This is a genomic window from Salinicoccus sp. Marseille-QA3875 (assembly GCF_054950095.1).
In genome coordinates this window covers 237911-264697 of record NZ_CM143103.1, presented here as the reverse complement: position 1 = coordinate 264697, position 26787 = coordinate 237911, and the positions used below count along the sequence as shown (strand labels likewise).

The 26787-nt window shown below is 42.8% G+C and carries 19 protein-coding genes, 23 tRNA genes and 3 rRNA genes; 38 read left to right on the top strand and 7 right to left on the bottom strand.

Going from position 1 to position 26787, the window contains the following annotated elements:
- Positions 1–15: 15 nt before the first annotated feature.
- Entirely contained in the window at positions 16–1482 is a 1467-nt protein-coding gene (locus ACY8DT_RS01495) for a glutamate synthase subunit beta (RefSeq protein ID WP_462421177.1), read from the top strand.
- A 388-nt stretch (positions 1483–1870) separates the two neighbouring features.
- Here ACY8DT_RS01495 and ACY8DT_RS01490 read toward each other — a convergent pair whose 3' ends face one another.
- Together ACY8DT_RS01490 and ACY8DT_RS01485 are read right to left on the bottom strand one after the other, a co-directional pair.
- Entirely contained in the window at positions 1871–2983 is a 1113-nt protein-coding gene (locus ACY8DT_RS01490; protein ID WP_462421176.1) for an FUSC family protein, read from the bottom strand.
- A gap of 11 nt (positions 2984–2994) precedes the next feature.
- Positions 2995–4287 (bottom strand): glutamate-1-semialdehyde 2,1-aminomutase, encoded by a 1293-nt coding sequence (locus tag ACY8DT_RS01485; protein WP_462421175.1) that lies wholly within the window; start codon positions 4285–4287, stop codon positions 2995–2997.
- A 146-nt stretch (positions 4288–4433) separates the two neighbouring features.
- On the opposite strand from ACY8DT_RS01485, the gene bcp reads away from it, so the two are divergent.
- The 3 genes from bcp (at position 4434) to perR (ending at position 6355) form a co-directional block, all read left to right on the top strand.
- The gene (gene bcp / locus ACY8DT_RS01480) at positions 4434–4880 is read left to right on the top strand and encodes a thioredoxin-dependent thiol peroxidase (protein ID WP_462421174.1); all 447 of its coding nucleotides are present in this window, start codon (positions 4434–4436) and stop codon (positions 4878–4880) included.
- Positions 4881–4884: 4 nt separating this feature from the next.
- Positions 4885–5829, top strand: a complete 945-nt coding sequence (locus ACY8DT_RS01475; RefSeq protein WP_462421173.1) for a D-2-hydroxyacid dehydrogenase — start codon at positions 4885–4887, stop codon at positions 5827–5829.
- A 106-nt stretch (positions 5830–5935) separates the two neighbouring features.
- A complete protein-coding gene (gene perR, locus ACY8DT_RS01470) occupies positions 5936–6355 on the top strand; it encodes a peroxide-responsive transcriptional repressor PerR (RefSeq protein WP_462422204.1) in 420 nt (139 codons plus the stop codon).
- Between the two features lie 31 nt (positions 6356–6386).
- Here perR and ACY8DT_RS01465 read toward each other — a convergent pair whose 3' ends face one another.
- Positions 6387–6776 (bottom strand): DUF2614 family zinc ribbon-containing protein, encoded by a 390-nt coding sequence (locus tag ACY8DT_RS01465; RefSeq protein ID WP_462421172.1) that lies wholly within the window; start codon positions 6774–6776, stop codon positions 6387–6389.
- Positions 6777–7317: 541 nt separating this feature from the next.
- On the opposite strand from ACY8DT_RS01465, the gene ACY8DT_RS01460 reads away from it, so the two are divergent.
- The 25 genes from ACY8DT_RS01460 (at position 7318) to ACY8DT_RS01340 (ending at position 14248) form a co-directional block, all read left to right on the top strand.
- Positions 7318–8867 (top strand): 16S ribosomal RNA (locus tag ACY8DT_RS01460).
- A gap of 227 nt (positions 8868–9094) precedes the next feature.
- A 23S ribosomal RNA gene (locus ACY8DT_RS01455) occupies positions 9095–11981 on the top strand.
- Between the two features lie 145 nt (positions 11982–12126).
- Positions 12127–12241, top strand: a 5S ribosomal RNA gene (gene rrf / locus ACY8DT_RS01450).
- Together the 16S, 23S and 5S rRNA genes with 22 tRNA genes alongside form the textbook arrangement of a ribosomal RNA operon.
- A gap of 42 nt (positions 12242–12283) precedes the next feature.
- Positions 12284–12359, top strand: a tRNA-Val gene (locus tag ACY8DT_RS01445).
- 6 nt (positions 12360–12365) lie between these two features.
- Positions 12366–12441, top strand: a tRNA-Thr gene (locus tag ACY8DT_RS01440).
- 18 nt (positions 12442–12459) lie between these two features.
- A tRNA-Lys gene (locus tag ACY8DT_RS01435) sits at positions 12460–12532 on the top strand.
- An 8-nt stretch (positions 12533–12540) separates the two neighbouring features.
- A tRNA-Leu gene (locus ACY8DT_RS01430) sits at positions 12541–12625 on the top strand.
- A gap of 19 nt (positions 12626–12644) precedes the next feature.
- Positions 12645–12719, top strand: a tRNA-Gly gene (locus ACY8DT_RS01425).
- 22 nt (positions 12720–12741) lie between these two features.
- Positions 12742–12830 (top strand) — tRNA-Leu (locus tag ACY8DT_RS01420).
- Between the two features lie 8 nt (positions 12831–12838).
- Positions 12839–12912 (top strand) — tRNA-Arg (locus ACY8DT_RS01415).
- A 5-nt stretch (positions 12913–12917) separates the two neighbouring features.
- A tRNA-Pro gene (locus tag ACY8DT_RS01410) sits at positions 12918–12991 on the top strand.
- A 30-nt stretch (positions 12992–13021) separates the two neighbouring features.
- Positions 13022–13097, top strand: a tRNA-Ala gene (locus ACY8DT_RS01405).
- 20 nt (positions 13098–13117) lie between these two features.
- Positions 13118–13191 (top strand) — tRNA-Met (locus tag ACY8DT_RS01400).
- A 3-nt stretch (positions 13192–13194) separates the two neighbouring features.
- Positions 13195–13271 (top strand) — tRNA-Ile (locus ACY8DT_RS01395).
- A gap of 22 nt (positions 13272–13293) precedes the next feature.
- Positions 13294–13386: transfer RNA gene (locus ACY8DT_RS01390), tRNA-Ser, on the top strand.
- Positions 13387–13404: 18 nt separating this feature from the next.
- Positions 13405–13478: transfer RNA gene (locus ACY8DT_RS01385), tRNA-Met, on the top strand.
- A gap of 17 nt (positions 13479–13495) precedes the next feature.
- Positions 13496–13571, top strand: a tRNA-Asp gene (locus tag ACY8DT_RS01380).
- A 26-nt stretch (positions 13572–13597) separates the two neighbouring features.
- Positions 13598–13670, top strand: a tRNA-Phe gene (locus ACY8DT_RS01375).
- Between the two features lie 12 nt (positions 13671–13682).
- Positions 13683–13758, top strand: a tRNA-Thr gene (locus ACY8DT_RS01370).
- 5 nt (positions 13759–13763) lie between these two features.
- Positions 13764–13844, top strand: a tRNA-Tyr gene (locus tag ACY8DT_RS01365).
- A 4-nt stretch (positions 13845–13848) separates the two neighbouring features.
- Positions 13849–13922: transfer RNA gene (locus ACY8DT_RS01360), tRNA-Trp, on the top strand.
- Positions 13923–13924: 2 nt separating this feature from the next.
- Positions 13925–14000: transfer RNA gene (locus ACY8DT_RS01355), tRNA-His, on the top strand.
- A gap of 3 nt (positions 14001–14003) precedes the next feature.
- Positions 14004–14075: transfer RNA gene (locus ACY8DT_RS01350), tRNA-Gln, on the top strand.
- Positions 14076–14082: 7 nt separating this feature from the next.
- Positions 14083–14153 (top strand) — tRNA-Cys (locus ACY8DT_RS01345).
- 20 nt (positions 14154–14173) lie between these two features.
- A tRNA-OTHER gene (locus ACY8DT_RS01340) sits at positions 14174–14248 on the top strand.
- A 136-nt stretch (positions 14249–14384) separates the two neighbouring features.
- Here ACY8DT_RS01340 and ACY8DT_RS01335 read toward each other — a convergent pair.
- Positions 14385–14469: transfer RNA gene (locus tag ACY8DT_RS01335), tRNA-Leu, on the bottom strand.
- 212 nt (positions 14470–14681) lie between these two features.
- Between ACY8DT_RS01335 and ACY8DT_RS01330 the strand changes: the two genes are divergently transcribed.
- The 6 genes from ACY8DT_RS01330 to ACY8DT_RS01305 all read left to right on the top strand — a co-directional run bounded on the left by ACY8DT_RS01330 (position 14682) and on the right by ACY8DT_RS01305 (position 20551).
- Positions 14682–15776, top strand: a complete 1095-nt coding sequence (locus ACY8DT_RS01330; RefSeq protein ID WP_462421171.1) for a carbohydrate kinase — start codon at positions 14682–14684, stop codon at positions 15774–15776.
- Complete coding sequence (locus ACY8DT_RS01325; protein WP_462421170.1) at positions 15773–16681, top strand: pseudouridine-5'-phosphate glycosidase; 909 nt, start codon at positions 15773–15775, stop codon at positions 16679–16681. Before ACY8DT_RS01330 ends, ACY8DT_RS01325 begins: the two co-directional genes overlap by 4 nt.
- A gap of 80 nt (positions 16682–16761) precedes the next feature.
- Entirely contained in the window at positions 16762–17376 is a 615-nt protein-coding gene (locus ACY8DT_RS01320; protein ID WP_462421169.1) for a hypothetical protein, read from the top strand.
- A gap of 78 nt (positions 17377–17454) precedes the next feature.
- A complete protein-coding gene (locus ACY8DT_RS01315) occupies positions 17455–19158 on the top strand; it encodes a S9 family peptidase (protein ID WP_462421168.1) in 1704 nt (567 codons plus the stop codon).
- A gap of 124 nt (positions 19159–19282) precedes the next feature.
- Positions 19283–19813, top strand: coding sequence for a YceI family protein (locus ACY8DT_RS01310; RefSeq protein ID WP_462421167.1), 531 nt, complete (start codon positions 19283–19285; stop codon positions 19811–19813).
- Between the two features lie 90 nt (positions 19814–19903).
- Positions 19904–20551, top strand: a complete 648-nt coding sequence (locus tag ACY8DT_RS01305; protein ID WP_462421166.1) for an HD domain-containing protein — start codon at positions 19904–19906, stop codon at positions 20549–20551.
- Here the strand turns inward: ACY8DT_RS01305 and ACY8DT_RS01300 are convergent, their stop codons facing one another.
- The gene (locus tag ACY8DT_RS01300) at positions 20552–21106 is read right to left on the bottom strand and encodes a Maf family protein (protein WP_462421165.1); all 555 of its coding nucleotides are present in this window, start codon (positions 21104–21106) and stop codon (positions 20552–20554) included.
- A gap of 132 nt (positions 21107–21238) precedes the next feature.
- Here ACY8DT_RS01300 and ACY8DT_RS01295 point away from each other — a divergent pair, with 132 nt between their 5' ends.
- Both ACY8DT_RS01295 and dsdA read left to right on the top strand, forming a co-directional pair.
- Complete coding sequence (locus ACY8DT_RS01295; protein WP_462421164.1) at positions 21239–21592, top strand: DUF6176 family protein; 354 nt, start codon at positions 21239–21241, stop codon at positions 21590–21592.
- Between the two features lie 66 nt (positions 21593–21658).
- A complete protein-coding gene (dsdA, locus tag ACY8DT_RS01290) occupies positions 21659–22942 on the top strand; it encodes a D-serine ammonia-lyase (RefSeq protein WP_462421163.1) in 1284 nt (427 codons plus the stop codon).
- 89 nt (positions 22943–23031) lie between these two features.
- Here dsdA and ACY8DT_RS01285 read toward each other — a convergent pair whose 3' ends face one another.
- Positions 23032–23781: a GntR family transcriptional regulator gene (locus ACY8DT_RS01285; protein WP_462421162.1), complete on the bottom strand. Its 750-nt coding sequence runs from the start codon at positions 23779–23781 to the stop codon at positions 23032–23034.
- Positions 23782–23852: 71 nt separating this feature from the next.
- Positions 23853–25496, bottom strand: coding sequence for an SLC13 family permease (locus ACY8DT_RS01280; RefSeq protein ID WP_462421161.1), 1644 nt, complete (start codon positions 25494–25496; stop codon positions 23853–23855).
- A 198-nt stretch (positions 25497–25694) separates the two neighbouring features.
- On the opposite strand from ACY8DT_RS01280, the gene ACY8DT_RS01275 reads away from it, so the two are divergent.
- Positions 25695–26786, top strand: a complete 1092-nt coding sequence (locus ACY8DT_RS01275; protein WP_462421160.1) for a tartrate dehydrogenase — start codon at positions 25695–25697, stop codon at positions 26784–26786.
- Position 26787: the final 1 nt, after the last annotated feature.

Sequence of the window (26787 nt, the reverse complement as noted above, 5' to 3'; positions counted from 1 at the left end):
AAGGGGTTTCGGCATTTGGGAGAATTCAAAGGATTTTTAAAATATAATCGTCAAAGCCAGGATGAAGAAGATTTGAAAGGCAGAATTCAAAATTATGATGCCTACCAGCATCGATTTTGTAATGATGATGCGAGTGAACAGGGCGCAAGATGTATGGATTGCGGCACACCATTCTGTCAGACGGGTTCAAGTATGGGTAAAGAAACAATCGGCTGCCCGATCGGCAATTATATTCCGGAATGGAATGATCTGGTTTATAAGGGGGATTTCAAGGAAGCATTTCATCGATTGTCAGAAACGAATAATTTTCCCGAATTTACAGGCACAGTCTGTCCGGCACCATGCGAGTCCTCATGCGTACTTTCAATCAACGGCGATCCGGTGGCCATCAAAGGTATCGAACGTACGATTATTGATGAGGCTTATAAAGAGGGCTGGGTACAGCCGAAAATGCCGAAACATCGTTTAGGAACAAAGATAGCTATAATCGGCAGCGGTCCCGCAGGACTGACGGCAGCGGATGAATTGAATTCCTGGGGTCACAGCGTAGATGTTTACGAACGCGACATTAAACCGGGAGGATTATTAAGATATGGCATACCCAATATGAAACTCGATAAAAAGCTGGTGGAAAGCCGCATACGATTGATGGAAGAAGCGGGTGTCAACTTCATATGTGGCATGAACGTAGGTAAAGATGTCAGTCATGATGAACTCGAAAAAGAATATGACGCAGTCGTCGTTGCCATCGGAGCAAGAAAACAGCGTGATCTGAAACTTGAAGGCCGTCAGAGTCAAGACATCAGATTTGCAATGGACTACTTGACCGAGCAGACAAAATATCAGCTGCATGAACAGGATTCACCGGCCATTACAGCAAAAAACAAACATGTGATCGTCATCGGCGGGGGAGATACCGGTGCAGATTGTGTAGCCATGGCCCTCCGCGAAGATTGTAAATCTGTCTTCCAGCTTAATAAATATGACCGTCTGCCTGATGAAATTGAAGGCAACCCTGCCTGGCCATTGGAGAAAAGGACGTTCAAACTGGACTACTCCCACGCAGAATATCAGAAGAAATTTGGTGTTGAACCAAGAGCATATGGTGTACAGACAATGGCATATGATGTAGATTTCATCGGTGATTTAAAAGGGCTGAAAACTCAGGTTCTGGGTCAGAAGAGCCTGACGAATATGACGATGGAAGATCAGGAAAGATATTTCAAAGCAGATCTGGTACTATTATCGATCGGTTTTGAAGGCGTTGAAAGTGAACTGCCGAAAGCATTTGATATTAAGGTGGAAAATAATAAAATCCAGGCAGATGATGAAACATATAAAACGAATCAGAAAAAGATATTTGCTGCCGGCGATGCAAGACGCGGTCAGAGCCTGGTAGTATGGGCAATTAAAGAAGGACGTGCTGTCGCAAAAGAAGTGCATAAATTCGCTGTCAGCAATAAGTATCACAAGACCTCATAAAATACATTCCAATCAAACAATCTCATTTTGATATTGATGATATATCATTAATGTATTGATTGTATAGGATGTAATTGGTTAAGATGAATTTATAGAAAGATTCAGAAAAAGTTGCGGCTGAAAAGCTGATTGGGCGATTAAGACAAAAGAATTTTATGGTGCCGCAGCACCTGCCGGTGGAGATTGGGGAATGTTTGCCGGAAGGGGCACTGTAAAGGGAGAAATGAAACTGTATCAATGATTTTATGGTCAGTGATTTAAAATGATTGAACGGTGTATCGGCATTACGACTTTAATCTGGATTCAATCTATGAAAAAGCTCCATAGTACTTCCTAATAAATAGATGAAAAAACCTGAGTGGTCCACTCAGGTTTTTTCTTGTTTAGTTTAAATATCCATTGTCTCATCCTGGATATTGATATTATTTTTCTTGGAATGAAACTTGAAGAAACTGTCAGCCAAACGATTGATGCGTTCAAGTGAATTCGCGTATTCATATAAGGAAGAGAGTATTTCCATGATGCTTGTATATTGAAGTCGTTCCTCTTCAGTTTCAGCTTCGTTATAATGTCTGATGAAGTCATCCATCAACGAAGTTTCATATAAATCTTCATGTATGCCTTCATTTGTTACATTTGGTTTTATTTTCTCGGTGAACTTCATAAAGATCTGTTCATGAAAGCCCATTAAATATTCGAGCTCAAAACGGATCCTGTTCTGAAATTCTTCATCCAAATGATTGTAGTTATTTTCAAAGCGGTTAAATTTACGGAGTAATTCGAATGCACGTCTGGTGGATGAAATTAAATGTTTGAATAAAATCTTTCTTCTCGCGCTCGCAAAGCGTTCTCTTTTGAAAATTGACCGTTCTTCCCTGAACCACAAATACATGGTCTCGAGTTTGACGACACGTTCTCTGAGTGATTCAATATCTTTTTTGACGATTTGATACTCACTCATGTTGCTCAGTTCCAAACGTATATATTTGAAGATATCAGTCGTTATATTAAAACAATTGTGATACATCTTTGTTTCATATTTAGGCGGGATAAAGATCAGGTTGATCAACAGTGATGACAGGACCCCGATCATAACGAGTGAAAATCTTATTCCGGCAGCTTCAAGGAAGTCGATTGTTGTCGCACCGGCTTCACTTATCTGCGGGGCATCCATAATGGCGATCATTGTAACGACTGCCAGAGTTGATACGCTTTGCAAGTTGAAAAACAGCAGCGTCGCCAAAACTAAAATGACAGTCAACCCTATGACTATGACGTTATTACCAAATAATAAAACCATTATGATTGCAGCAATTGCGCCCAGTGTATTGCCCTGAAACTGTTCCCATGTCCTTACCGCTGAGCGGTGGACGTTCGGCTGAAGTGCAAATACAGCTGCGATACCTGCAATCAGGCTGGGCTCAAGCCCTAAGAGATGTGTGATGAATAAAGTGAGTACTACAGTTAATCCGGTTTTAAATACTCGAGCGCCAAAACGCATGGCACCATCTCCTAAAAGTCATATTTAAAAACATCCTCTACAATTTGTAACGTGTTTTCTATATCTTCATCCGTATGCGCCGTTGTGAGGAACCAAGCTTCGTATTTGGACGGTGCAATATTGACACCGCGTTTGATCAGGCCTCTGAAAAATTTAGCGAACATTTCACCGTCAGTATCTTCTGCTGCCTGATAGTTGGTCACTTTTTCCTTTGTGAAGAAAATTGTCAAAGCCCCGACGAGGCGTGTAGTGTTTGCAGGAATCTCATATTTTTCAATCAGGTCATCAAAGCCTTTCTGCAGCTTTTTACCTAAACGGTCAAGTTCAGTATAGACTTCGGGTTTTTCCAATATTTCCAAACATGCAATGCCGGCCGCCATCGATAATGGATTGCCGGCCATAGTGCCTGCCTGATATGCCGGTCCGAGCGGGGCGACACTTTCCATAATTTCCTGTCTGCCGCCATATGCACCGATTGGTGTACCGCCGCCGATGATTTTGCCCATGGCAGTCAGATCAGGATAGACTTTCAGTAAATCCTGTGCACCGCCGAACATGAATCTGAATGCTGTGATTACTTCATCATAGATGACAAGTGAGCCATTATTATGAGCGACTTCATTAATCTCTTCAAGAAAACCTTCGAATGGTTCAACGATGCCAAAGTTGCCGACTATCGGTTCGACCATTACAGCAGCGACTTCATCCCCGAAGTGAGCGATCGCTTCTTTTAGTGAATCAATATCATTGAAAGGCACAGTTATCATATCCTGGGCGACGCCTTCAGGAACACCTGCTGAATCTGGTGAACCGAGTTGCGCAGGGCCACTGCCGGCTGCAACAAGTACCAAATCCGAATGACCGTGATAACAGCCTTCAAACTTTATGATTTTATTCCGGCCGGTATATGCTCTTGCCACCCGGATGGTTGTCATGACTGCTTCAGTTCCGGAGTTGACAAAACGTATCTTTTCCAGTGCGGGCATTGCAGCCTGGATTTTATTTGCAAAATCGATTTCCAGCTTTGTTGGCGTACCGTAAAGTATGCCGCGTCCACTCTGTTCCACGATCGCTTCATGTATGCGCGGATGGGCATGGCCGGTGATGATCGGCCCGTATGCACTCAGATAATCAATGTATCTATTTCCGTCAACGTCGTAGAAATATGCACCTTCTGCACGATCCATCACTACCGGGGCGCCGCCTCCGACGGCTTTATATGAGCGTGAAGGGGAGTTGACACCACCAAGTATGATATCGTCAGCGGACTTTTGCAGTGCTTCTGAATTCTTGTGTGTAAACATTCTATTTCATCCTCTTAATATCAATTTGTTCATTAGATATAATAACATAAACAGTGTATGCTTTTAAGTGAATCGCAAGTTCTTGTAGGATTATAATTAGTTTTGTATCATTATAGTAACTATAATATATGGAGGCACAAATTGTTATGAATAAGTTCCCGAATTTTAAGCTTGAAAACCAGAACGGTGAAACAGTTTCCAATGAAGATTTGAAAGATGTCACAGTCATTTATTTTTATCCGAGGGACAATACGCCTGGCTGTACCACACAGGCCTGCGATATGAGAGATGCAATGGACGATTTGAAAGATCTTAATGTGACAGTTTACGGTGTGAGCGGGGATTCGAAAAAGAAACATCAAAACTTTATAGCAAAGAATGAACTGAACTTCGATCTCCTGGTGGATGAAGATTTTGAATTGGCAAAAGAATTGGATGTATATAGATTGAAGAAGTCATTCGGCAAAGAATCCATGGGTATCGTCCGCACCACATTTGTTGTGGATGCAGACAGCAATATCCTGAAACGCATGGATAATGTGAAGGCGAAGTCTCACGCAGAAGATTTGAAAGCATTTTTACAAGAGGTATAAGGTGATGAAAAATATAGTTTCTACCATTAACCTGCCGGAAGAAATGATTAAGGGCATAAAAGAGATATTGCCGGAAGCGAATTATGAACATGTCCGTTCAAAGGAAATGACAGCGGAAGAGCGTGAACGGGCAGAAATTTTTATAACATATGGTACAGATATGAAGAAGGAGCATGTTCCTGAGTTTAAAAATCTGAAATGGATCATGGTGATGAGTGCCGGGCTTGAAATGATGCCGCTTGAATCATTGGAGGGTGTTTTAATTACGAATGCAACAGGCATCCATAAAATCCAGATGACGGAATACACAATCGGTCTGATACTTTCTCATTATAAAGACTTTAATCTATTATATGAAGATCAGAAAGCAAAGCACTGGCGTGAAAATGCATTCACTACTGAACTTTATGAGAAGAATGCACATATTCTTGGTACCGGGAGTATCGGCAGCCACCTTGCTAAAGTTCTGCAGGCTTTCGGTGTAAACACAGTCGGTTACAATACAAATGGCAGGGCGGTGGAAGGTTTCAATGACACTTATCCGCTGGGTGAACTGATGAATCATATCGGCGGAGCGGATATTTTGGTCAATATTCTGCCGAGCACAGAGGCGACTGTCGGTCTGCTGACCGAAAAACATTTTGATGAAATGAAGAGTGACAGCTTATTTGTTAATATCGGACGCGGTGACATTGCAGAAGATGAGGTGCTTCTGGATGTTTTGGAGCAAAATAAAATCGGCCAGCTCATACTTGATGTGTTCAATGATGAACCTTTGACGCCGGACAGTCCTTTCTATAAGTATGAAAATGTGACGATTACTCCGCATGCTTCCTCCAAGACGAGCGGATATATTGAGAGAGCATTTGATATATTTGAACATAATCTAAAGTATATTGATGATTACAGCAAGATGGAAAATGTGATTGATAATAAGAAGGGTTATTAGGCTTATAAGAAGTCTTGATTGACAAACAATTTTGGAATTCAGTACAATGATACTAATACCAGTAGTTTAGTTAAAGAAAGTGGGTATCATTATGAAGATGATAGATATGGATAAAATTTATGATGAATCTATTGATGCGCTTAAAGAAACGGGCGTTAGAATTACGCCTCAACGTAAAGCGGTATTGAATTTCATGATTCAGTCGGATGAACACCCAACTGCTGATGATATTTTTAAAGCTTTATCAAGTGAATATCCTAACATGAGTGTTGCCACTGTTTATAATAATTTAAAATTATTTAAAGAGACAGGATTGGTGAAAGAGCTGACTTACGGGGATGCTTCCAGCCGCTTTGATTTTGTAACGGATACACATTACCATATCATCTGCAGTGAATGCGGAAAGATCACTGACTTCCATTATCCGGGTTTGAATGAAGTAGAGCAATTGGCGGGCGCTGTCACTGAGTATGATGTCAGCCATCACCGATTGGAAATTTATGGACTATGTCCGGAATGCAGATAGTATAATAGAACAAGAAAAGAAGACCAGTACCTTACTGGTCTTCTTTTTGTTTTTTCTCAGCTACAAATTTATCTCTTCTATGCTGTACATTATAGTCCAGATTGAATTCTTCGCCTTCCAATTCTTTATCGATGGTCAGTGGTTCCTTACAAAAGTAGCAGAAATCCACTCTTCCCAAGATTTTAGTCGGCCGTTCACAGTTGGGACATTGAACGGTGATCACTTTAGCACTGACAAGACCTACCCAGAAATAGATGACTACAGAAAGCAGCATAGGGATGAAGCCTATCAATATGAATAATCCGAATAGCCATGGTATCTCTCTGAAAAACACTCCGAGATACATTATGATAAGTCCGGCAAACACCATGGCAAGGGCGTAGCCTCTGATACGTTTGATCTTATTGGTTTTTCTCTCCATTATTTCACCTCAAAAATTATTATATACATAATAACATATATATGATAATCTAATAATTACATTCTTAACAAGTTAATGACCTGTTAAGAAATTTACAAGAATTTAATAATTCTTATTGACGAATGATTAAAAGCTTGATATTATATAAAAGTCGCTAATTTGAGCGAACGCAAACCAGCTTCTTCAGATAAAAAAGTTTTTTAAAAAACTATTGACGAATATTTGAAAGCTTGGTATGATTTAAAAGTCGCTGTTTTCAGAGCGATGTTGAAATGCAAACCGCAACGAATGACTTCGAAAAGTAAATGATTGAGAGTGTAAAATTGACACTTGCTTTTATGAAACTGCTCAAGTATAGTTGTAAGAGTGATTTAAAAAAGCAACACCAAACGAGAACATTGAAAACTGAATGACAATATGTCAACGTTTAATTCCGATAAAGTTTCTATTATATAGGAACACAAGTTGAGGCGAACAATGAAAAACGCAAACCGATACTTCTTGATTGAAGTATCACACCGAGCTCAAGATGAGCTTTCCATTTATGGAGAGTTTGATCCTGGCTCAGGATGAACGCTGGCGGCGTGCCTAATACATGCAAGTCGAGCGCAGAGATCAGGAGCTTGCTCCTGTGATCTGAGCGGCGGACGGGTGAGTAACACGTAGGCAACCTACCCATCAGACCGGGATAACCACGGGAAACCGTGGCTAATACCGGATGATCCTTTGAGACACAAGTCTTAAAGTTGAAAGGCGCTTTTGGTGCCGTTGATGGATGGGCCTGCGGCGCATTAGCTAGTTGGTGGGGTAACGGCCCACCAAGGCGACGATGCGTAGCCGACCTGAGAGGGTGATCGGCCACACTGGGACTGAGACACGGCCCAGACTCCTACGGGAGGCAGCAGTAGGGAATCTTCCGCAATGGACGCAAGTCTGACGGAGCAACGCCGCGTGAGTGAAGAAGGGTTTCGGCTCGTAAAACTCTGTTGTTAAGGAAGAATGACACATGGAGTAACTGCCATGTGTGTGACGGTACTTAACCAGAAAGCCACGGCTAACTACGTGCCAGCAGCCGCGGTAATACGTAGGTGGCAAGCGTTATCCGGAATTATTGGGCGTAAAGCGCGCGTAGGCGGTTTCTTAAGTCTGATGTGAAAGCCCCCGGCTCAACCGGGGAGGGTCATTGGAAACTGGGGAACTTGAGTGCAGAAGAGGAGAGTGGAATTCCATGTGTAGCGGTGAAATGCGCAGAGATATGGAGGAACACCAGTGGCGAAGGCGGCTCTCTGGTCTGTAACTGACGCTGATGTGCGAAAGCGTGGGGATCAAACAGGATTAGATACCCTGGTAGTCCACGCCGTAAACGATGAGTGCTAAGTGTTAGGGGGTTTCCGCCCCTTAGTGCTGCAGCAAACGCATTAAGCACTCCGCCTGGGGAGTACGACCGCAAGGTTGAAACTCAAAGGAATTGACGGGGACCCGCACAAGCGGTGGAGCATGTGGTTTAATTCGAAGCAACGCGAAGAACCTTACCAAATCTTGACATCCTCTGACAGCCATAGAGATATGGTTTCCCTTCGGGGCAGAGTGACAGGTGGTGCATGGTTGTCGTCAGCTCGTGTCGTGAGATGTTGGGTTAAGTCCCGCAACGAGCGCAACCCTTAAACTTAGTTGCCAGCATTCAGTTGGGCACTCTAAGTTGACTGCCGGTGACAAACCGGAGGAAGGTGGGGATGACGTCAAATCATCATGCCCCTTATGATTTGGGCTACACACGTGCTACAATGGACAGGTTACAAAGGGCAGCAACGCCGCAAGGCCAAGCGAATCCCATAAAACTGTTCTCAGTTCGGATTGGAGTCTGCAACTCGACTCCATGAAGCTGGAATCGCTAGTAATCGTGGATCAGCATGCCACGGTGAATACGTTCCCGGGTCTTGTACACACCGCCCGTCACACCACGAAAGTCAGTAACACCTGAAGCCGGTGGGCCAACCTTTATGGAGGCAGCCGTCGAAGGTGGGATTGATGATTGGGGTGAAGTCGTAACAAGGTAGCCGTATCGGAAGGTGCGGCTGGATCACCTCCTTTCTAAGGATAATTACAGGAACGGGATTGACGTTTGATATATTGTATTCAGTTTTGAATGTTTTCTCATTGGAGAGGCATTCATATTAAAGATGTACATTGAAAACCGGATAGAGAAGCAAACAAAACAAATGATTTTAACCGAAATCAAAACAAGCGTAGAAAACCGAGAACAAAGAGTTCAAGATACACGCGATGTACTGTAACCAGTACACTCACAAATTCATTACGATTAAGTGATGAAGAGCGCACGGTGGATGCCTTGGCACTAAGAGCCGATGAAGGACGGAACCAACACCGAAATGCTTCGAGGAGCTGTAAGTAAGCTGTGAATCGAAGATGTCCGAATGGGGGAACCCAGCGTCTTATGGACGTTACCAATGCGTGAATACATAGCGCATTTGGAGGTAGACCCGGGGAACTGAAACATCTTAGTACCCGGAGGAAGAGAAAGTAAACACGATTCCCTGAGTAGCGGCGAGCGAAACGGGAAGAGCCCAAACCAGCTTCGGCTGGGGTTGTAGGACACCAATGTGGAAAGATAATGTTAGTCGAACCATCTGGAAAGATGAACCGGAGGGGGTAACAGTCCCGTAGACGAAAACGTTGTCGGCCCTAGGTGGATCCTGAGTACGGCGGAACACGAGAAATTCCGTCGGAATCCGGGAGGACCATCTCCCAAGGCTAAATACTTCTTAGTGACCGATAGTGAACCAGTACCGTGAGGGAAAGGTGAAAAGCACCCCGGAAGGGGAGTGAAATAGAACCTGAAACCGTGTGCTTACAAGTAGTCAGAGCCCGTTAATGGGTGATGGCGTGCCTTTTGTAGAATGAACCGGCGACTTACGATGATATGCAAGGTTAAGCAGTGAATGTGGAGCCGCAGCGAAAGCGAGTCTGAACAGGGCGCCATAGTATATCGTCGTAGACCCGAAACCAGGTGATCTACCCATGTCCAGGCTGAAGTCCAGGTAACACTGGATGGAGGGCCGAACCGACTTACGTTGAAAAGTGACCGGATGAGGTGTGGGTAGCGGTGAAATTCCAATCGAACCTGGAGATAGCTGGTTCTCTCCGAAATATATTTAGGTATAGCCTCATGAGAGCATCGTGGAGGTAGAGCACTGTTTGGACGAGGGGCCCATCCCGGGTTACCGAATTCAGACAAACTCCGAATGCCATAGATGCGCTTCATGGGAGTCAGACAGTGGGTGATAAGGTCCATTGTCGAGAGGGCAACAGCCCAGACCACCAGTTAAGGTCCCCAAATATATGTTAAGTGGAAAAGGATGTGGCGTTGCACAGACAACTAGGATGTTGGCTTAGAAGCAGCCATCATTTAAAGAGTGCGTAATAGCTCACTAGTCAAGTGACGCTGCGCCGAAAATGTACCGGGGCTAAACATATTACCGAAACTGTGGATCAATTTATTGATGGTAGGAGAGCGTTCTAAGTGCAGCGAAGCATGATCGTGAGGACATGTGGAGCGCTTAGAAGTGAGAATGCCGGTGTGAGTAGCGAAAGACGGGTGGGAATCCCGTCCACCGAATGACTAAGGTTTCCAGAGGAAGGCTCGTCCGCTCTGGGTTAGTCGGGACCTAAGCCGAGGCGAAGACGCGTAGGCGATGGATGACAGGTAGACATTCCTGTACCGGTGTATATTGTTCGAGTGATGTGGTGACGCAGGAGGATGGTCAGGCATGCCGATGGAAGTGCATGTCCAAGCAACGAGTGGTCAGGGTAGGCAAATCCGCCCTGTGTAACCGTGAGTTGTGACGGGGAGCCGAAATTTAGTAGGCGAAGCTGTTGATTCACACTGCCAAGAAAAGCTGCTAGCAAGATATATACCGCCCGTACCGTAAACCGACACAGGTAGTTGGGAAGAGAATTCTAAGGTGAGCGAGCGAACTCTCGTTAAGGAACTCGGCAAAATGACCCCGTAACTTCGGGAGAAGGGGTGCTCATAGAGATATGAGCCGCAGTGAATAGGCCCAAGCGACTGTTTATCAAAAACACAGGTCTCTGCCAAACCGAAAGGTGACGTATAGGGGCTGACGCCTGCCCGGTGCTGGAAGGTTAAGAGGCGCGCTTAGTTCTTCGGAACGAAGGTGCAAATTGAAGCCCCAGTAAACGGCGGCCGTAACTATAACGGTCCTAAGGTAGCGAAATTCCTTGTCAGGTAAGTTCTGACCCGCACGAAAGGCGCAACGATTTGGGCACTGTCTCAACGAGAGGCTCGGTGAAATCATATTACCTGTGAAGATGCAGGTTACCCGCGACAGGACGGAAAGACCCCGTGGAGCTTTACTGTATCCTGATATTGAATCTTGACATCCCCCGTACAGAATAGGTGGGAGCCTGTGAAGTGTGTACGCCAGTATACATGGAGGCGCCGGTGGGATACCACCCTGGTGATGTTGATATTCTAACCCACGCCCGTGATCCGGGCGGGAGACAGTGTCAGGTGGACAGTTTGACTGGGGCGGTCGCCTCCTAAAGAGTAACGGAGGCGCTCAAAGGTTCCCTCAGAATGGTTGGAAATCATTCACAGAGTGTAAAGGCATAAGGGAGCTTGACTGCGAGACCAACAAGTCGAGCAGGGTCGAAAGACGGACTTAGTGATCCGGTGGTTCCGCATGGAAGGGCCATCGCTCAACGGATAAAAGCTACCCCGGGGATAACAGGCTTATCTCCCCCAAGAGTTCACATCGACGGGGAGGTTTGGCACCTCGATGTCGGCTCGTCGCATCCTGGGGCTGTAGTCGGTCCCAAGGGTTGGGCTGTTCGCCCATTAAAGCGGCACGCGAGCTGGGTTCAGAACGTCGTGAGACAGTTCGGTCCCTATCCGTCGTGGGCGTAGGAAATTTGAGAGGCGCTGTCCTTAGTACGAGAGGACCGGGATGGACATACCCCTGGTGTACCAGTTGTCGTGCCAACGGCATTGCTGGGTAGCTATGTATGGACGGGATAAGTGCTGAAAGCATCTAAGCATGAAGCCCCCCTCAAGATGAGATTTCCCCAATAGATCCCTCAGAGATGATGAGGTAGATAGGTTCGGCGTGTACGTATGGCAACATACTCAGCGGACGAATACTAATCGATCGACGACTTATTCAAAGATTTGTACCGTGTAAAGGCTTTTTACACTTGCTTGGTTTGTTTGCTTCTATCCGGTTTTGAATGTGACATCGTCACATTCGTTCGATTCAGTCGAACATCCTTAATCTGTGATTACATTTCATGTATTCGACAGTCAACATTGTCTGGTAGTGATGGCGGAGAGGCCACACCTGTTCCCATGCCGAACACAGCCGTTAAGCTCTCCAGCGCCGATGGTAGTTGGACATTCGTCCCGTCAGAGTAGGACGCTGCCAGGCAATGCTTTACATATTTAGAACTTTATAGTACCATCATATTTTGGAGAATTAGCTCAGCTGGGAGAGCATCTGCCTTACAAGCAGAGGGTCGGCGGTTCGAACCCGTCATTCTCCACCATTTATTGCCGGCCTAGCTCAATTGGTAGAGCAACTGACTTGTAATCAGTAGGTTGGGGGTTCAAGTCCTCTGGCCGGCACCATTCATTCATTAGTAGAATGAGCCATTAGCTCAGGTGGTAGAGCATTTGACTTTTAATCAAAGGGTCAGAGGTTCGAGTCCTCTATGGCTCATGTTTCATGCGGGTGTGGCGGAACTGGCAGACGCACTAGACTTAGGATCTAGCGCTTTACGGCGTGGGGGTTCGACTCCCTTCACCCGCACCATTTTTATCATCAATAGTAAGCGGAAGTAGTTCAGTGGTAGAACACCACCTTGCCAAGGTGGGGGTCGCGGGTTCGAATCCCGTCTTCCGCTCCATCTATTATTAAATACCCTGTTTGCCGGGGTGGCGGAATTGGCAGACGCACAGGACTTAAAATCCTGCGGTAAGTAATTACCGTACCGGTTCGATTCCGGTTCTCGGCACCATATATTTTGCGCCCGTAGCTCAATTGGATAGAGCGTCTGACTACGGATCAGAAGGCTAGGGGTTCGACTCCTCTCGGGCGCGTATAGCGGGAAGTAGCTCAGCTTGGTAGAGCACTTGGTTTGGGACCAAGGGGTCGCAGGTTCGAATCCTGTCTTCCCGACTTGATTCACTTTTACTTTTTTATTATAATGGGGGCTTAGCTCAGCTGGGAGAGCGCCTGCCTTGCACGCAGGAGGTCAGCGGTTCGATCCCGCTAGTCTCCACCATTATAGATTGAGTTTAACACGGCGGTGTAGCTCAGCTGGCTAGAGCGCACGGTTCATACCCGTGAGGTCGGGGGTTCGATCCCCTCCACCGCCATACGGACCTTTAGCTCAGTTGGTCAGAGCAAACGGCTCATAACCGTTGGGTCGCAGGTTCGAGTCCTGCAAGGTCCACCATCGTTTTAACTTATTTTCATATGGAGGAATACCCAAGTTCGGCTGAAGGGATCGGTCTTGAAAACCGACAGGGGCTTAACCGCCCGCGGGGGTTCGAATCCCTCTTCCTCCGCCATTATTTTAATATTATTATCGCGGGATGGAGCAGTTCGGTAGCTCGTCGGGCTCATAACCCGGAGGTCGTTGGTTCAAATCCAACTCCCGCAATTATTTGTTTTTACTCAGGTCCTGTGGTGTAGCGGTTAACATGCCTGCCTGTCACGCAGGAGATCGCGGGTTCAATTCCCGTCAGGACCGCCATTTTTTTATTTATAAAATACAGTTGTGGTCCAGTAGCTCAGTCGGTAGAGCAAAGGATTGAAAATCCTTGTGTCGGCGGTTCGATTCCGTCCTGGACCACCTTTGAAAATAGCCGGCCTAGCTCAATTGGTAGAGCAACTGACTTGTAATCAGTAGGTTGGGGGTTCAAGTCCTCTGGCCGGCACCATTTATGGAGAGGTAGCGAAGTGGCTAAACGCGGCGGACTGTAAATCCGCTCCTTCGGGTTCGGCAGTTCGAATCTGCCCCTCTCCATTCTAGGGGTATAGTTCAATGGTAGAATAGAGGTCTCCAAAACCTTTGGTGTGGGTTCGATTCCTACTACCCCTGCCATGGCGATCGTGGTGAAGTGGTTAACACACCGGATTGTGGTTCCGGCATGCGTGGGTTCGAAACCCATCGGTCGCCCCATTTTGGGCTGTAGCCAAGCGGTAAGGCAACGGGTTTTGGTCTCGTCATGCAAAGGTTCGAATCCTTTCAGCCCAGTTTTTTCGGCGCCATAGCCAAGTGGTAAGGCCGAGGACTGCAAATCCTCTATCACCGGTTCAAATCCGGTTGGCGCCTTTAGCACCCTTTTATAAGATGCGGAAGTAGTTTAGTGTTTAGAACATGCTTCTACCTGAAGCAAGACATAGGTTCAAATCCTATCTTCCGCTCCATTTTATTTTATATTGTTTCATTAATTAAAATTAATTGTTATATAGAAAACCAGCTGCTGATGCACCTGGTTTTTTTAGTATGTAAAATAATAAAGCATAAAAAATCCCCTGAAGTATGTACTCCAGGGGTAAGTAGTACCACCAGTCGGGATCGAACCGACACGACCTTTACGGCCATTGGATTTTGAATCCAACGCGTCTGCCAATTCCGCCATGGTGGCATGTGGAATATTTAAAGACAATAATAGAATTATAACGCATAATAGTAGTGATGGTCAAGATATAAAGTGAACTTTTTTGATTAATAATTTTATATATCCAGTTTCTTTTAGAATGAAAACTTTTTTAAAAAAATACTGTCTATCCGATCATTTTATGATATATTATAAACAAATGTTTATTTATCAAACAAATGTTTTATGGAGGTGCGGTCGTGAATGAAAAGGAACAGATGGTTTTGGATAATATAAAAGAAAATCCTTTTATATCCCAGCAGGAACTTTCTGATAAGGTCGGTTTATCGCGCTCTACAGTAGCTAATATCATTTCCGGGCTGATTAGAAAAGAATATGTGCATGGCAAGGCTTATGTTTTAAATGATGAGTATCCTATAGTGTGTATCGGTGCTGCGAACGTCGACCGTAAGTACTATGTAACAGATCAGTTGATTCACGGCACTTCAAATCCCATCCAGTCAACTAAATCTATTGGCGGGGTGGCGAGAAACATAGGCGAGAACCTGGGCAGGCTGTCGCAGGATGTAACGCTTATTACAGCTTGCGGTGTTGACAGTGAGTGGGATACGATCAGAACTTTGACATCGCCATTCGTCAATCTGGATTATGTACATCAGATTGGTAATAAGAGTACGGGTTCATATACAGCATTGATCAGTGATACAGGTGATATGGAGTACGGTTTTGCGGATATGGATGTGTATGATGAACTGACGCCTGAGGTTCTGATTAAAAACACCTATATACTGAAGGGCGCGAAATGTATCATCGCTGATTTGAATATACCGAGAGCATCTCTCGAGTTTTTATGCGCTTATGCTGAAAAACACGATATTAAAGTGGTGCTGATTCCGGTATCTGGCCCTAAAATGAAAAATCTTCCTCACAATCTGCATGCTGTGAACTGGATGATCGTCAACCGTGATGAAACTGAAACACACTTCAACATGAAGATAGAAACAGAAAAAGATCTGATGGAATCTGTGCGCAAATGGAATGGTGAAGGAGTGGAACATGTCATTGTGACAAATGGCTCCAGTTCGCTTGCATACAGCACTGGCAGCGAAGCATCTGTCCATGTGATAGAGAAGTCGGATAAAGTGACAGATGTCACAGGTGCAGGTGATTCATTCTCTGCAGCGGTTGTATACGGCTGGCTGAAGGGTATGGATATAGAAGATATAATCAAACTGGGCATGATCAACAGCAGAAAAACAATTGAAACAAGCTATACAGTCAGACAGGATTTGGATGAGCATCAATTATTAAAAAATCTGGAGGAAATCAAATGAAACAATTTTTAAGCATTACAGACGAAGTACAGAAAGCTTTAGATGAAAATAAACCCGTAGTTGCATTGGAATCTACAATTATTTCACATGGCATGCCATATCCTCAAAATGTCGAGATGGCAAAAGAAGTCGAGCAGATTGTAAGAGAGAATGGTGCAGTGCCCGCAACAATAGCAATCATAGACGGTAAGATCAAGATCGGGCTGAATGATGAAGAGCTTGAAATCATGGGTAACACCGAAGGCATTGCGAAAGTGTCCAGAAGAGATATAGCGCAGGTAGTGGCAACTAAGCAGCTGGGTGCCACAACAGTGGCATCGACGATGATCTGTGCAGAGATGGCAGGCATCCGTTTCTTCGTTACAGGCGGTATCGGAGGCGTTCACCGCGGTGTGGAAAATACAATGGATATTTCTGCAGATTTGGAAGAACTTGCACAGACAGATGTTGTAGTGATATGCGCAGGTGCCAAATCTATTTTAGACCTCGATAAGACCATGGAATACCTTGAAACGAAAGGTGTCCCTGTAATCGGTTATCAGACCGATGAACTGCCTGCATTCTTTACTCGTGAGAGTGGTATTGGACTCAATGCATCAAGTGACACGACTGAAGAGATTGCATCCATTGCAAAAACCAAATATGAATTGAACCTGCACGGCGGCATCGTAGTGGCAAACCCTATTCCTGAAGAAGATGAAATGGACAGAGAGTATATAGACGGCATCATTGGTGACGCTGTTAAAGAAGCCCGGGAAAAAGGCATTCATGGAAAAGATTCAACACCATTCCTGTTGAGTAAAGTGGTGGAAAACACTGGCGGAAAGAGTTTGGAAACAAATATCAAGCTGGTTAAGAATAATGCAAAAATCGGCACACAGATTGCTGTAAATTATCACAAATAAATTTATTTATAATATATCAATTCTGTGACAAGATGTTATAATCATATTTACATCATATCTGTGATTAGAGGAGACTTGTTATGGGTAAAAACGTTACAATTGTAATTGAATACGGAATTCAAGGTGAAGGCATGATCAAACATGCCCTGGAGTTGGTTCAAAATGATGATAACCTTAATATTCTTGTCGTCGATATCAGTTCCAATGAGTTGAAGTATAACAAGGAAGTGGACTTCCAGCTGATTAAAAACCGTGCTGAAGACTTGAATTGTAATCTAGATATTATTGAAACTGTACCTAAACACGCATTTGAAAAAGCAGTTCAATATGCCCAGAAAAAGAAAACAGACCATTTGATTATCGGTGAAGACAGAGAACAGTTGATGGATCTTATCCTCCAAGGCTCACTGTCCAGCTATATATTGACTAAACTGCCGCAGACGTTCCTGACTTTCATTCCGTTCAACCTTGCGGTCGATAATGATTTCTTTGATTATGCATCAGGTAAGAGAGTGTTTCTTAAAAAAATCGACGATGCTTATATGATCGTGGATAACATTGATGATGATTATGACTATGAGGCAGTATATTATAAATCAAACTACACTGATTTCGAAACAGGTATCATATATATATATGTCGGTGACAGACTCATCGAACGCAAAATTACAGAAGGAAAAGTAGAAAGTTTCTGATGCTTGTACCCTAAACCTTTTAAAGAGAAAAGGTTTAGGGTATTTTTGTATTATAGAAGCATATTAGGAGTGATGAAAGTGTCGGAGTTTGTAAAATACTTGAACATGAAATTTAAGGACAATCATCTATATTTCATCAGTGACCAGACGGGGAAGAGGGAACTTCATAAGTATCATCTCGGTGACGGTTCAATCCAGCAGGTGACAGACGAAAGACAGAACGTTAAAAAATATTGGTTTGCAGAGGACCAATTGATGATTTCGACAGATTTTAATGGCAATGAAAGAGAACAATTCAAATTGGCAGATAGAAATATCCCCCTGACTGACGCACCGGATTACTATCATTACTACGGCACCACAATCAATGACAAAATCATATATTTAAGAAATCATCAGGATAAAGGAGATTTTGAACTGTGCTCATCCACATTTGATGGTGAAATCCAGTTGCTTGAGACATTTGACAAGCCAGTTAAAATTTTATCCAGATATGATGATGACAAGCTTTTAATCAGCCAGGACGTGACCAACATCAATCAACGCCTATATCTTTATGATATGGAGAAGAATGAAATTATAGAACTTCCTTTTCCTGAAGGCAGATTTAAAAATTATAATTCAATCGACGAAAAGCGTGCAGTATTCATCAGTGATTATACCAACGGTTACCTGAATCTTTATTCGCTCGATAAAAACACATGGTCATATGAGAGAATTACAGATTTCAAATGGAATATAGAACATTTTATATTATCATCCGATAATAATACTGCATATTTGACTTTGAATGAAAATGGTTTTTCACAAGTTTACGAATACGATATAAAAGAAGGTATATCAACAAAAATGGATCTGCCTTTTAAAGGTGTCATCCAGTCGTTTAAAAAAAGTCAGAACTACTTATATTTCTTATATTCAGGCATGGCGGAACCGCATCATTTCTATCGGTATGATCTGGACGGCGGCTCACTTGAAAAGTTGTTTGGGAACAGGTCCCTGGATACGGAGATTTCTGTCTCTTCAAATACTTATGTGTCATTTGATGATTTGGATATCCCTTTTTATTTATATGAACAGCAGCGCAGTGATGTTAAAACGGTCATTCATATACACGGCGGCCCGGAATCCCAGGCACGTCCGGAATTCAATGAACTGTATTATAAATTATCTAAAGAAGGTTATCAGATTGCGGTACCGAATATAAGAGGCAGTACCGGCTACCATAAATTCTATATCGGACTGGACGATAAGGAGAAGCGGCTGGATGCGGTCCGTGACGTCGTTCATTTGAGAAAGCATCTAATCGATGTTCATTTGGCTGACAGAAGAAGAATATTTATAATGGGAAGAAGCTACGGCGGTTTTATCACACTACTGTCAATCTCTCATTATCCTGAATTATGGAAGGGTGCAGTGGATATCGTCGGCATCTCCCATTTAATAACACTGCTTAGAAACACATCAAAATGGCGCAGAGAACTGCGTTCACATGAATATGGCTTTATCGGCGAGCATGATAAGTTCATGCGGGAGATTGCGCCGCTCGGGAATACCCGGGCAATTCAGACCCCGTTAAGGATATTCCATTCAAAAAATGATGTCAGGGTGCCTTATACTGAATCTGAGCAGATGTATGAAAAGATGAAAAGGCAGGGCAAAGATGCAGAGCTGGTAGTATACGAAAATGAGGGCCATCAATATTTGCATACCGAAAATATTGATGATATGAACGCAGAGATTATAAAATTCTTTAATGATTTGAGCAGCAATCACTCCTAAAGTGTAAAATAATACTTAGAATTAGAGTTTTTATAAGTTTACTACTTGCTTTTAGTAACCAAGTGTATTATTATAAATATAGATCAAATAAAGATAACAATAAAACTTGGAGGTTTTTTTAATAATGACTAAATTTGTAGCAGATAACGTTCACTCGGAAGTAGAATTCTCAGTAAAACATATGATGGTGACTAAAGTAAAAGGTACTTTCAATGAGTATTCAGTTGAAATCGATACGGATTCAATGGAAGACTTTGAAAATGCGACTCTGAAAGCTTCAGCTAACGCAGCAACTGTCAACACTAAAGTAGCCGACCGTGACGGCCATCTTCAATCAGAGGATTTCTTCGATACTGAGAAATATCCGACGATCACTTTCACTTCAAGCAAAATTGAAAAAACAGGTGATTCTTTTAAAGTGACTGGTGATTTGACTATAAAAGATGTAACTAGAGAAGAAACAATCGTAATGGAATATAACGGTCAGGGTAAAGACCCTATGGGCGGCGGAACGGTACATGGTTTCGAAGGTTCATTCACAATCAACCGTGAAGATTACGGTCTGACTTGGAACGCGTCACTTGAAACAGGCGGCGTACTTGTAAGTAAAGACGTTAAAGTCAACCTGGAATTACAATTCCAGGAAGCTGAGTAATATATAGATGACCTTTACCACACCCTTTGGGTGTGGTATTTTCAGTTTCGAGAGTTTTATCAATATCATCAGGATTGTTGAGGGATCGATATGAACAAAGAACAAATCATTGAATCAGTAAAAAATCATGTTGAAGAATTTCATGCAGGTGATTCTACAGGTCATGATTTTCACCATGTGATGAGGGTGTACAGAAATGCACTGCACATTCAGGAAAGTGCAGGCGGGGACTACTTCATCATTGCTGTGGCAAGCCTGCTTCATGACACAATAGATGACAAGCTGAATAAAAGTGAGCATGCAGTTGAAGATGCCAGAGATTATTTGAGAAGTTTTGCCATCGGAGAGGCAGCTGTCGAGAAAATATTGTATGCCATGCAGTCGGTATCTTTCAAAGGTGGAAATAATGAATTCAAAGTCAGGAGCATTGAGGATAAGATCGTCCAGGATGCGGACAGGCTGGATGCACTCGGTGCAATCGGCATTGCGAGAACATTCATATTTGGCGGAGCAAAAAATCACGAGATGTATGACTCTGAAATAGATGCCAGATCAAATATGACTGCAGAGGAATATCGTAAGAGCAATAATACGATGATCAATCATTTCTATGAAAAGTTGCTGAAGTTGAAAGAACTGATGCACACAGATGCTGCTAAAACACTCGCAGAAGAGCGTCATCGTTTCATGGAAGATTATCTTGAACAGTTTTATGCAGAATGGCGAGGAGACAAATAATCACTCCTGCCATTCTTTTAACGTATGGACAACTTCAGCAAGCGGCAGCCCGACAACTGTGTTGTAGTCACCTTTAATCTCTTTGACCAGCAGAGCGCCGTAGCTTTGTATGCCATAACCGCCGGCTTTGTCGGAAAAGTCATCGGTCTGTAAATAACTTTCAATATCTTTCTCGGTTAAATCGTAAAATGTCACGTCTGTTTTAGACACAATCATCTTTTCATCATGCATTGACCGGAGCAGACAGGCAGTGTGAACTTGATGTACAGCACCGCTGAATTCTTTTATCATCTGATGGGCATGGTCTTTATTCTTCGGTTTTTCATAGATGACGCCGTCCTTCGATACAACTGTATCAGCGGTTAAAACCACTTCACCTTCAGATATTTCGGTCATGTCGGATTTTATTTTCGCAAGGGCCTTTACTTTTTTTACCGGGTTTGTTATGGTTACTCTTGATTCATCAGCCGATTGTTTTCGAAGTTCGAATCCGATGTTGACCTGATTCAGTAAATCGCGTCTGCGCGGTGATGATGAAGCTAAAATTAATTTCATATAAACATCCTTTTTAATACATTATTACATATTTAATGACAGCTCACGAGTGGTAGATCCAAATGTTGAAACTATTGACGTTAATCGAGCTGAAGGTGTTTTGTTGTATCAAATACTTGAGAGGTGAAATCGATGAGAGTAGAGCTCACGAAATTTCGTGTTAAAGAAGGCAAAGGCAAACGTGTGGATGCATGGATAGATTACATGCATGAAAATATGGAAGATGTACTGATGAACCTGGAAGGGGAAAGAATGTACGTTGAGACGATTTTCAGAGAAAAATTCAATAACGTTGAATATCTGTATTGGTACAGTGTGCAGGAAGCTCAGATGAGCGGCGCCGAGGAAGTGACCAACCAGAAAATTGATGAAAAGCATCTTGAGTTTTTTGATGAATGCATCGATAAGACTTTCCGCCCTGAGGATATGACAGCAGCTGTAGTTATGATTCCGTCACGCATCAGAAATGCGATGGAAAGCAGTTAAGTTTTGAATATGTGAGAGATAAAGAGTAGGCTGAGCTTACTCTTTTTTTAATTCGGAGGGATATGAATGAGCGATTTGATTTCAAAGAAATTATCTGAGATGACTGAAGTTTACTGGTTGAATGATAAGTATGACACATATGATGACGCTGGCAGGGACAGCGGATTCACCATTGATGACATCAAAGGGGCAGAACAGAGACTGCTGAAATTTGCACCGCTGATAAAAAAACTATTTCCAGAGACGAAGAGCAGTGACGGTATTATAGAATCACCTGTTGAAAAGATTGAAAATATGGAGAAGTATTTGAATGAAACTGAAGAAGATGAATTGCAAGGTCAGCTGTATATTAAAAGAGATGACATACTTCCGATTTCTGGTTCGGTCAAAGCACGCGGCGGTATATATGAAATCCTGCAGTATGCAGAAGAATTGGCAGCGGAATATGACCTGATAGATGAAGAGGAAGATTATGATCAATTTGCATCAGAGCGCTTCAGAGAGGTGTTTAACCGGTATACGATCGTTTGTGCCTCAACGGGTAATCTGGGCTTGAGCATAGGCATCATGAGCGCTGAGCTGGGTTTTAAAGTCGACATCCACATGTCTGTTGATGCGAAAGTGTGGAAAAAGGCGTTACTCCGTGACTATGGTGTGAATGTAATCGAACATGAAGAGGACTACAGCAAAGCTGTAGAAGCGGGCAGAGATGAAGCCGTGAAGCGGGAAGATTTTTATTTTGTGGATGATGAAGACTCGGAAACTCTGTTTTTAGGATATGCGGTCAGCGCTTTAAGGCTTAAACACCAATTGGCCGAAGCGGAGATTGAAGTCAATACGGAGAACCCGTTGTATGTATATCTTCCGTGTGGTGTCGGCGGCGCGCCCGGCGGCATCACTTTCGGGTTGAAAGAAGTGTTCGGGGACAACGTTCATCCGGTGTTTGCAGAACCGGTAAATTCACCCTGCATGCTGCTCGGAGTGATGACTGGTAAACATGATGAAATATCTGTCGGTGACATAGGTCTGGACAATGTGACGATTGCCGACGGACTGGCCGTCGGCAGACCGTCCAAGTTCATCGGTAAGACTGTGGAGAAGATGATTTCAGGTTTTTATACCGTTAAAGATGAGTCATTGTATAAAATGCTTGCCAAGTTATGGGATACAGAACAGATGAAACTGGAACCATCGGCTCTTGCAGGCATGCCAGGCGGCTGCAGACTGCAGAAAGCCGATCCTGAAATGACTGCAGGGACCCATCTTGTCTGGAGTACAGGTGGAAATATGGTGCCTGAAGACGTTTGGCAGAAAGACTATGAACGCGGGTTGGAACTGCTGAAGGGATAGAATGATGGGGATCTGCTATTATTTGACAGAGTTCTCATGAAAAACGACCAGAATGAATTAATAACTCATTTTGGTCGTTTTTATATTCTTTATTTATTCTGATTGATAGTTTCTAATGCTTTTATAATCTCTTTATGAGCGCGTTGTCTGTGAGACTCCATAACATTTCGTGCTGCTTTTCCATCTTGGGCTCTCAAGCATGAAATCATCGCTTTATGTTCCAGAATGGAACGTTTGGGAATCGGTCTGTAATCGATAGTAAAAAGTCTTGCTCTGAAAAGTTTATCAGAATATATATCCAAGACTTTATTCAAGCTGTCATTCTGTGAAAGCTCTATAATGCGATAATGAAATTCATCATCTGATTTTGCCCATTCTTTAATTTTTCCTTTTTCAATCATTATCTCCTGCTGATTGACTATTTCTTCGAGGTTGTCTATTTCTTTATCATCGATATTTGAGGCTGCAATTTCAATTGCAAGGCCGTCAAGTGCAGCGTTCATACGATAAATATCATTCAAATCTCCTATCTCTATTTCAGCAACAAAGAAACCTCGTCTTGGAATCAGTTCTAATGCATCATCCATTTCAAGTCTTACTAATGCCTCCCTTACAGGAGTCCTGCTCATTCCAAGAGCTTCGGCAACTTCTCTTTCCAAAATAGTTCTACCGGGTGGTAATACCAAATTTCTGATGGCATGTCTTATAATTGTGTATGCTCGTTGAGGCAGTCTGAGAGATTCCAGATTATTCATTTGAGTAACAAATGTTTTTAAATCGTTCAATATTTTCTCATTGGTTGTTTCTTCTAATGGTGAGTTATTATTATTTTTTCCCATCCAATCAATCCTTAGTCCATTCAATTATATCCATTATATATTATTTTACATAAAGGAGAAATATTCTATTTCTAAAATGCCTCTATCAATCCTTTGAAGACGATAGGTACATAGAAATACACAACCAATACCGATATTATTATTGAAATTAAATTGAGCCATACTCCTGTCAGTGCCATACTGCTCATTTTTACATAGCCTGTACCAAACACGATAGCGTTAGGTGGAGCTGCCACCGGGAACATGTAAGCAAATGTAGCACCCATATTTGCAGCAACCATGAGTATTATTGGGTTCATTCCTAGTGTTACTGCGACGACTGCAACAATAGGATAGGCCATTGTAGCTGTCGCTGTGTTGGAAGTGAATTCCGTCATGATAGTGATGGTTGCGACTATCAGCGCTATCGCGACAATTGTCGGCATACCTTCAAATGCACCGAGTAGACTTCCTATCCATTCATCGAGTCCGGAATTCATTATACCGGAAGCTAGTGCAAGACCGCCGCCAAAGAGCCATAAAATACCCCAAGGTAGTTTTAAAGCAGTATTCCAATCCATTATATTTCCTTCTCTGTTTTTAGCAGGTATCAGGAATAATGCAATACCTGCTATAACAGCAATCAGTGCATCATCTAATAGAGGTATGAAATTATTTAAGAAAAAGCTTCGGGTAATCCACGCCAAAGCAGTCAAGCCAAAAACAGTAAGTATCACTTTTTCCTCGTAAGACATTTTTCCTAATGCATTAAGGTCTTTTTTTATTAGTTCCCGTCCACCGGGGATGCCTTTTAAATTCATGCTAAATGCGACCTTAGTCAAGTATAGCCACAACAATGGAATTAATATGGCAACCAGCGGCAATCCGAACAGCAGCCAGTTGGCAAATGTGATTTCTAGATCATATAGATTATTCAAAGTTCCTGCGAGAATGATATTTGCAGGTGCGCCGATTAAAGAACCAAATCCGCCTATAGTGGCAGAGTAGGCGAGGCCAAGCATTAATGCTGTTCCAAATTTAAAATTTCCGGGTGCGGTATCTGCTGGATTTTCAAGAGAGCCGCTTTCTTTTAATTGATCCGCAAATTGTTTAGTTACTGCAAGTGCTATCGGTATCATCAGCATCGTTGTTGCCGTGTTCGATATCCACATGGATATGAATGCTGTAGCAACCATGAACCCCAGAATTATCATATTAGGATTAGTTCCTATAAAAGTGATGATTGATAATGCAACTCTTCTATGCAAGTCCCATTTCTCCATTGATAAAGCGATCATAAAGCTTCCTGCAAATAGGAAAATTAAAGAATCCCCATAATTTGCAGTCACATCACCAGTTTCCATTACTCCGCCCAGTGGGAACAGCACTATAGGCAGTAAAGATGTTACAGGTATGGGGATGGCTTCAGTGACCCACCATGTTGCAACCCATAAAATAGCAGCCAGTACGGTATTCGCTTCTTCCGGCATTGCCTCCGGTGTCGGTAAAACCTTCATAACAACGAAAAGCAGAGGTCCTAAAACCAGTCCGATTTTTTGCGGCATAGAATATGACGGCGGACGATTTGCTTTGGATGGCGCTTTAAAGTTTTCATAATCGTTGATCACTTTATTCTTATTACCTGGTGTGAATAAACTAAGTGTAAGCTTGAAGAAATTTCTTACCTGCCTGTCCCATGCCCACAACAAGTTCCAAATATTTCTAAGTAATTCCATGAATAAATCCCCCTTATTTTGTTAACGCTTCCAAAATGCTGACTATTCTTAAAGTTATAAGTAATATTTATTAGATTAAACAATGGATACGTTATTGTCAAATATTAATTATTAATTAGTTATTTTATAATTTATTTGACTTTAATGAATACGTTAATGTATTATGAAATTAATTTAAAACAGAGGAGGAATTTTAAAATGACTAAAAAGTTTAAGATAGCAGTAATTCCAGGTGATGGTGTCGGCATAGAAGTAGTAGAGGCGGGTATTAAGGTACTTGACCATATAGCAGAACAATCAAATGGAAAGTTTGAGTTTGAATATGATTACTTCCCTTGGGGTTGTGAATATTATTTAGAACACGGTAAAATGATATCGGATGATGGTGTAGAAAAGATGCGTGAATATGATGCAATATACTTTGGTGCTGTAGGTTATCCTGGAGTGCCGGATCACATAAGTTTATGGGGACTGCGTTTAGCAATCTGTCAGGGATTGGATCAGTGGGCAAATATCAGACCAGTAGATTTTTTACCAGGAGTGCCTAGAAGAATCACACATAAAGATGCAGATGATTTAAACTGGATACTTGTAAGAGAGAATTCTGAAGGTGAATATTCAGGAATTGGAGGACGCAACTTCGATGGGCGTGAAGGAGGTCAGGAAGTCGCTGTTCAAAGTTCTTTATTTACAGAAAAGGGAACAGAGAGAATCATTCGATTTGCTTTTGATCTTGCACGTACAAGAAAAAGAAAGAAAGTGACGAGTGTAACTAAGAGTAATGCACAGCAATATGGTATGGTTTTATGGGATGAAGTATTTGAACGTGTAAGTAAAGAATATCCTGATGTTGAAACCGACCAATATTTAGTAGATGCTATGGCTGCAAGATTCATAATGCACCCAGAAGAACTTGAAGTCGTTGTCGCTTCCAATCTTTTCGCAGATATCCTTTCAGATTTGGGCAGCGCGATGTCAGGAAGTCTGGGGATTGCATCAAGTGCCAACCTGAACCCGGAAGGTCGCACGCCAAGTATGTTTGAATCTGTACATGGTTCAGCACCGGATATCGCAGGACAGGGTATTGCAAACCCTATCGGTACAATAGAAAGTGCATCACTTATGTTAGATCATTTTGGCTTGGAAGAAGAAGCGGGCGAACTGCACAAAGCAATCCGCTCAACAACGAAAAAAGGTATTTTAACAAGAGACCTTGGCGGTAATTATGACACTGATGATGTCACTAAGGCGATTATAGAAAACCTTGCGCCGGTTGCAGATAAAGCATAAT

Bases quoted from the DNA above. Each gene is read 5' to 3' on its own strand.
- ACY8DT_RS01490 (WP_462421176.1), bottom strand. From the start codon at position 2,983: ATGCGTTTTGGCGCTCGAGTATTTAAAACCGGATTAACTGTAGTACTC.
- ACY8DT_RS01485 (WP_462421175.1), bottom strand. From the start codon at position 4,287: ATGTTTACACACAAGAATTCAGAAGCACTGCAAAAGTCCGCTGACGAT.
- bcp (WP_462421174.1), top strand. From the start codon at position 4,434: ATGAATAAGTTCCCGAATTTTAAGCTTGAAAACCAGAACGGTGAAACA.
- ACY8DT_RS01475 (WP_462421173.1), top strand. From the start codon at position 4,885: ATGAAAAATATAGTTTCTACCATTAACCTGCCGGAAGAAATGATTAAG.
- perR (WP_462422204.1), top strand. From the start codon at position 5,936: ATGGATAAAATTTATGATGAATCTATTGATGCGCTTAAAGAAACGGGC.
- ACY8DT_RS01465 (WP_462421172.1), bottom strand. From the start codon at position 6,776: ATGGAGAGAAAAACCAATAAGATCAAACGTATCAGAGGCTACGCCCTT.
- ACY8DT_RS01325 (WP_462421170.1), top strand. From the start codon at position 15,773: ATGAAACAATTTTTAAGCATTACAGACGAAGTACAGAAAGCTTTAGAT.
- ACY8DT_RS01320 (WP_462421169.1), top strand. From the start codon at position 16,762: ATGGGTAAAAACGTTACAATTGTAATTGAATACGGAATTCAAGGTGAA.
- ACY8DT_RS01310 (WP_462421167.1), top strand. From the start codon at position 19,283: ATGACTAAATTTGTAGCAGATAACGTTCACTCGGAAGTAGAATTCTCA.
- ACY8DT_RS01305 (WP_462421166.1), top strand. From the start codon at position 19,904: ATGAACAAAGAACAAATCATTGAATCAGTAAAAAATCATGTTGAAGAA.
- ACY8DT_RS01300 (WP_462421165.1), bottom strand. From the start codon at position 21,106: ATGAAATTAATTTTAGCTTCATCATCACCGCGCAGACGCGATTTACTG.
- ACY8DT_RS01295 (WP_462421164.1), top strand. From the start codon at position 21,239: ATGAGAGTAGAGCTCACGAAATTTCGTGTTAAAGAAGGCAAAGGCAAA.
- dsdA (WP_462421163.1), top strand. From the start codon at position 21,659: ATGAGCGATTTGATTTCAAAGAAATTATCTGAGATGACTGAAGTTTAC.
- ACY8DT_RS01285 (WP_462421162.1), bottom strand. From the start codon at position 23,781: ATGGGAAAAAATAATAATAACTCACCATTAGAAGAAACAACCAATGAG.
- ACY8DT_RS01280 (WP_462421161.1), bottom strand. From the start codon at position 25,496: ATGGAATTACTTAGAAATATTTGGAACTTGTTGTGGGCATGGGACAGG.
- ACY8DT_RS01275 (WP_462421160.1), top strand. From the start codon at position 25,695: ATGACTAAAAAGTTTAAGATAGCAGTAATTCCAGGTGATGGTGTCGGC.